Source organism: Acinetobacter sp. YK3 (assembly GCF_001729365.1).
Classification (GTDB): Bacteria; Pseudomonadota; Gammaproteobacteria; order Pseudomonadales; family Moraxellaceae; genus Acinetobacter; species Acinetobacter vivianii.
In genome coordinates, this window is sequence record NZ_LZPJ01000050.1 from 1 (window position 1) to 4,878 (window position 4,878).

At 40.4% G+C, this 4,878-nt stretch carries 4 protein-coding genes; 2 read left to right on the forward strand and 2 right to left on the reverse strand.

Annotation, left to right across the window (positions count from 1 at the left end; genetic code table 11):
- Nucleotides 1-32: 32 nt before the first annotated feature.
- Nucleotides 33-1,199: a methionine adenosyltransferase gene (gene metK, locus A9Z07_RS04905; RefSeq protein WP_004771809.1), complete on the reverse strand. Its 1,167-nt coding sequence runs from the start codon at nucleotides 1,197-1,199 to the stop codon at nucleotides 33-35.
- A gap of 383 nt (nucleotides 1,200-1,582) precedes the next feature.
- On the opposite strand from metK, the gene tkt reads away from it, so the two are divergent.
- Complete coding sequence (gene tkt, locus A9Z07_RS04910) at nucleotides 1,583-3,571, forward strand: transketolase (protein WP_004771811.1); 1,989 nt, start codon at nucleotides 1,583-1,585, stop codon at nucleotides 3,569-3,571.
- Nucleotides 3,572-3,632: 61 nt separating this feature from the next.
- On the opposite strand, the gene A9Z07_RS04915 is transcribed toward tkt, so the two are convergent.
- Nucleotides 3,633-4,040, reverse strand: a complete 408-nt coding sequence (locus A9Z07_RS04915; protein ID WP_069577363.1) for an OsmC family protein — start codon at nucleotides 4,038-4,040, stop codon at nucleotides 3,633-3,635.
- Nucleotides 4,041-4,267: 227 nt separating this feature from the next.
- On the opposite strand from A9Z07_RS04915, the gene A9Z07_RS04920 reads away from it, so the two are divergent.
- The gene (locus A9Z07_RS04920; RefSeq protein WP_004771813.1) at nucleotides 4,268-4,846 is read left to right on the forward strand and encodes a YceI family protein; all 579 of its coding nucleotides are present in this window, start codon (nucleotides 4,268-4,270) and stop codon (nucleotides 4,844-4,846) included.
- Nucleotides 4,847-4,878 lie beyond the last annotated feature (32 nt).

The following is a 4,878-nucleotide window of genomic DNA, read 5'->3' on the forward strand; positions in this document are numbered from 1 at the left end:
AATTGCGAGCTTTTTTATTGAAGAGCCGTGGATTAGAGTCCAGCTGCATCTTTCAGGATATCTACTTTATCTGTTTTTTCCCAAGTAAAAGCAGAGTCAGAACCTTCACGGCCAAAGTGACCATAAGCTGCTGTTTGCTTATACATTGGTTGAATCAGATTCAGCATACGGGTAATGCCGTATGGACGTAAGTCAAAGTGTTCACGTACAAGTTGAACAATTAACTCGTCTGATACTTTACCAGTGTTAAAAGTGTTGATTGAAATTGAAGTTGGTTCAGCAACACCGATTGCATAACTCACCTGAATTTCACATTTATCTGCTAAACCAGCTGCAACAATATTTTTCGCAACATAACGGCCAGCATAAGCAGCTGAACGGTCAACTTTTGATGGATCTTTACCAGAGAAAGCACCACCACCGTGACGAGCCATACCGCCGTAAGTATCTACAATAATTTTACGACCTGTTAAACCACAGTCACCTACAGGACCGCCAATGACGAACATACCTGTTGGGTTGATATGGAATTTAGTACCTGCATGGAACATTTCAGCAGGAATGATCGGTTTAACGATTTCTTCAATGACAGCTTCTTTTAACTGAATTTGAGAAATTTCAGGATCATGTTGAGTTGATAAAACAACAGCATCTAAACGAACCGGTTTGCCATTTTCATAAGCAAACGTTACCTGGCTTTTCGCATCTGGGCGTAACCACGGTAAAGCACCTGAACGACGTAATTCTGCTTGACGCTCCATTAAACGGTGAGCGTAAGAGATTGGAGCAGGCATCAACACATCAGTTTCACGGCTTGCGTAACCGAACATGAGACCTTGATCACCTGCACCTTGATCTTCTGGCTTTTGGCGATCAACACCTTGTGCAATCTCAGGAGACTGCTTACCGATCATGTTGATCACGGCACAAGTTGAACCATCGAAACCTAAGTCAGAATGGTGATAACCAATTCCATTTACGGTTTGACGTACAATCGCTTCAAAGTCCACATTTGCTGTCGTTGTGATTTCACCAGCAAGAACAACCGCACCTGTTTTTACTAATGTTTCACAAGCGACACGCGCATACGGGTCTTCTCTTAGGATTGCATCTAAAATTGCATCGCTAATTTGGTCAGCCATTTTATCTGGATGACCTTCGCTTACAGATTCTGAAGTAAAAACAGCATACTCGCGCATGAACGTCCTATCATTGGTATTTTCAAAAAGACAGAGTATGTTACATCGACTTGACGCATAGGACTAGCACAAGCTGACTAAAAAGCGTGAATTTATTTCATTTTCATGATGTTTTTATTGATATGAGTATCAGGGAAATTGATATTTAGGGTTTTTTATATGAATAAATCTGTAATTTGTCGCTTAAATTTTTTACTTGATATTGCTGGTACTGCCTATCGTATGAACATTTACACACTTAATGCTAAATGATTGCGTGAAAAACAAGAAATATCGTCTATTGGACTTTACCCATTGGCGTTTTTTTAAGACAATAGTGGCAGTTTTTGAAAGATGGTTTCTCATCTTCTCTCATCTTATTTGATTTAATCGGATTCTGACTTATGACAACCCCTTTAAATGAACGTCGTATTGCAAATGCAATTCGTGTCTTGGCAATGGATGCTGTGCAACAAGCAAACTCAGGGCATCCAGGTGCACCAATGGGGATGGCAGATATCGCTGACGTGGTTTGGCGTGAATTTTTAAATCATAACCCGACCAACCCGCAATGGGCGAACCGTGACCGCTTCGTATTGTCAAATGGTCATGGCTCTATGTTGCAATATGCGTTATTGCATTTGACTGGTTATGATTTATCTATTGAAGATTTAAAACAGTTCCGTCAATTACATTCTAAAACACCAGGTCACCCTGAATATGGTTATGCACCTGGTATTGAAACAACAACTGGTCCATTAGGCCAGGGGATTGCCAATGCAGTTGGTTTCGCACTTGCTGAAAAAACTTTGGCTGCACAGTTCAACAAAGACGATTTAAACGTTGTTGATCACTTCACTTACTGCTTCCTTGGCGATGGCTGCTTAATGGAAGGTATTTCTCACGAAGTATGTTCACTTGCGGGGACTTTAGGTCTTGGTAAGTTGATCGCATACTACGATGACAACGGTATCTCGATTGATGGTGAAGTGGAAGGTTGGTTCAGCGATGATACTGAACAACGTTTCAATGCATATGGTTGGCAAGTTCTTCATGTCGATGGCCATGATGCTGCTGCCATTCGCCAAGCAACTCTTGAAGCAAAAGCTGAAACCAATAAACCAACGATCATTATCTGTAAAACGATTATTGGTCTAGGTTCACCAAACAAACAAGGTAAAGAAGATTGCCACGGTGCACCATTGGGTAAAGACGAAATCGTTTTAACGCGTGAAGCATTAGGCTGGAAAGAAGATTCATTTGTTATTCCTGAAGATGTATATGCAGCTTGGGATGCAAAAGCAAAAGGTCAAACATCTGAAGCAGCATGGAATGAATTGTTTGCTCAATACCAAGCAAAATATCCAACTGAAGCAGCAGAATTATTACGCCGTATCAATGGTGATTTGCCAGCTGAGTTTGCAGCACAAGCAGATGCTTTCATTGCTGAAACCAATGCTAAAGCTGAAACTATTGCGACACGTAAAGCAAGCCAAAATACATTACAAGCATTTGGTCCATTACTTCCTGAATTATTAGGTGGTTCTGCTGACTTGGCGGGTTCTAACCTAACACTTTGGAAAGGTTGCCAAGGCGTACAGGAAAATCCAGCGGGTAACTACGTGTATTACGGTGTTCGTGAATTCGGTATGACTGCAATTGCGAATGGTGTAGCTTTACACGGTGGCTTCGTTCCTTACGTTGCAACATTCTTGATGTTTATGGAATATGCGCGTAATGCCGTGCGTATGTCTGCATTGATGAAGCAACGTGTGATTCATGTTTATACACATGACTCGATCGGTTTAGGTGAAGATGGTCCTACGCATCAACCAATCGAACAAATTGCATCATTACGCGGTACGCCAAACTTAAATACATGGCGCCCATGTGACACAGTTGAAGCAGCGGTTTCTTGGAAATCTGCACTTCAACGTAAAGATGGTCCATCAGCGTTAATTTTCTCTCGTCAAAACTTGCCATTCCAAGCACGTAATGAAGCTCAAATTCAAAACGTTGCAAAAGGTGGTTATGTGCTTGCTGAAGAGAAAGGCGAGTTAAAAGCAATCATCATCGCGACTGGTTCAGAAGTTTCATTGGCAATGGAAGCATATGCACAACTTGAAGGCGTGCGTGTTGTATCTATGCCATGTGCTGAAGAGTTCATGAAGCAAGATGCTGCATATCGTGAAGCGGTATTGCCTGCACATATTCGTGCACGCGTAGCAGTTGAAGCGGCTCATGTGGATTACTGGTGGAAGTTTGTTGGTTTAGACGGCAAAGTGATTGGTATGACCACTTACGGCGAATCTGCACCAGCAAAAGACTTGTTCCAGTTCTTCGGTATTACCACTGAAGCGGTTGTTGCTGCGGTTAAAGAATTGACTGCTTAATTGAATTAAGTGGTATAAAAAAGCGTCCTGAATAGGGCGCTTTTTTTTATATTTATTAAAATTAAATATGCAGCTCACTCTGAATTGAAATATTAGACGTTAACAACTTATGAATTGGGCAGCTTTCCGCGACTTTTAACAAACGTTTGTGCTGCTCTTCAGTAAATTCACCTTTTAGAGTAATTTTACGTTCAATATTATTTTGACCTGCCTCAGGTTCACCATTCGGATTTAAGGCTAAATCGACATGAACATGTTCAAGTTTAATGCCTTTGTGATTGGCATACATTTCTAAGGTAATGGTTGTACATGCACCTAAAGCGGAAAGTAACAGCTGAACTGGATTTGGCGCGGTATCTTGCCCACCTTTGTCTGTAGGTTCATCTGCATACCAGCTATGACCAGAAGCGTCTGTAAGCGTAACACGATAAGGCGTTGAAGTATTTTGAGCTTGAACTGTATGAGTCATATTCTACCTTGTTGTTTATCTTTAAGAATTTAAATCTAAATTTATCAATTGATCATGTTATTTCTCAAATCAATTGTCGAGTAGCGAATGGTCTTATGATAGGTGTTTTAAATAACAACTGTAACGCTTTTATTGTTGCATGGATGAAACATATCGTTTTATAAAGACTAGTGAATAAAAATACTTGATCTATACACTAATGGCTATATCAAACAAGGATACGAAAAATGCAATTTAAAACATTAAGCCTCGGTTTAGCAGTCGCGTTAGCAAGTTCAGTAACTTTGGCAGCGCCTGTAGATTATAAAATTGACCCAACGCATACAGCAACTGTATTCAGCTGGAATCACTTTGGTTTTTCTACCCCAAGTGCAAACTTCACTGACATCCAGGGTGTGATCAAGGTTGATAATGCAAAACCTGCAAATTCATCAGTTGAAGTCACGATTCCTTTAAGCAGCGTAAATACCAATGTTCCTGCTTTAGACAAAGAATTTCAGGAAGAAGCATGGTTTAATGCTGCAAAATATCCAAACATTACTTTCAAAAGTACCAAAGTAGAAACCAAAGACAAAAAGCACTTTAAAATTACAGGTGATTTGACTGTTAAAGGTGTGACTAAGCCTGTGGTATTAGATGCTGTGCTTAATAAACAAGGCGAGCACCCAATGGCAAAAGTACCTGCAATTGGCTTTAATGCGACCACTAGCTTTAACCGTTCAGCATTTGGTATCGGAAATTATGTGCCTAACGTGGGTGACAAGATCACTGTAAATATTACAACCGAAGCAACTGCTGCAAAGTAATATCGGAATTTAAAAAAAAAGCCTGAATGATC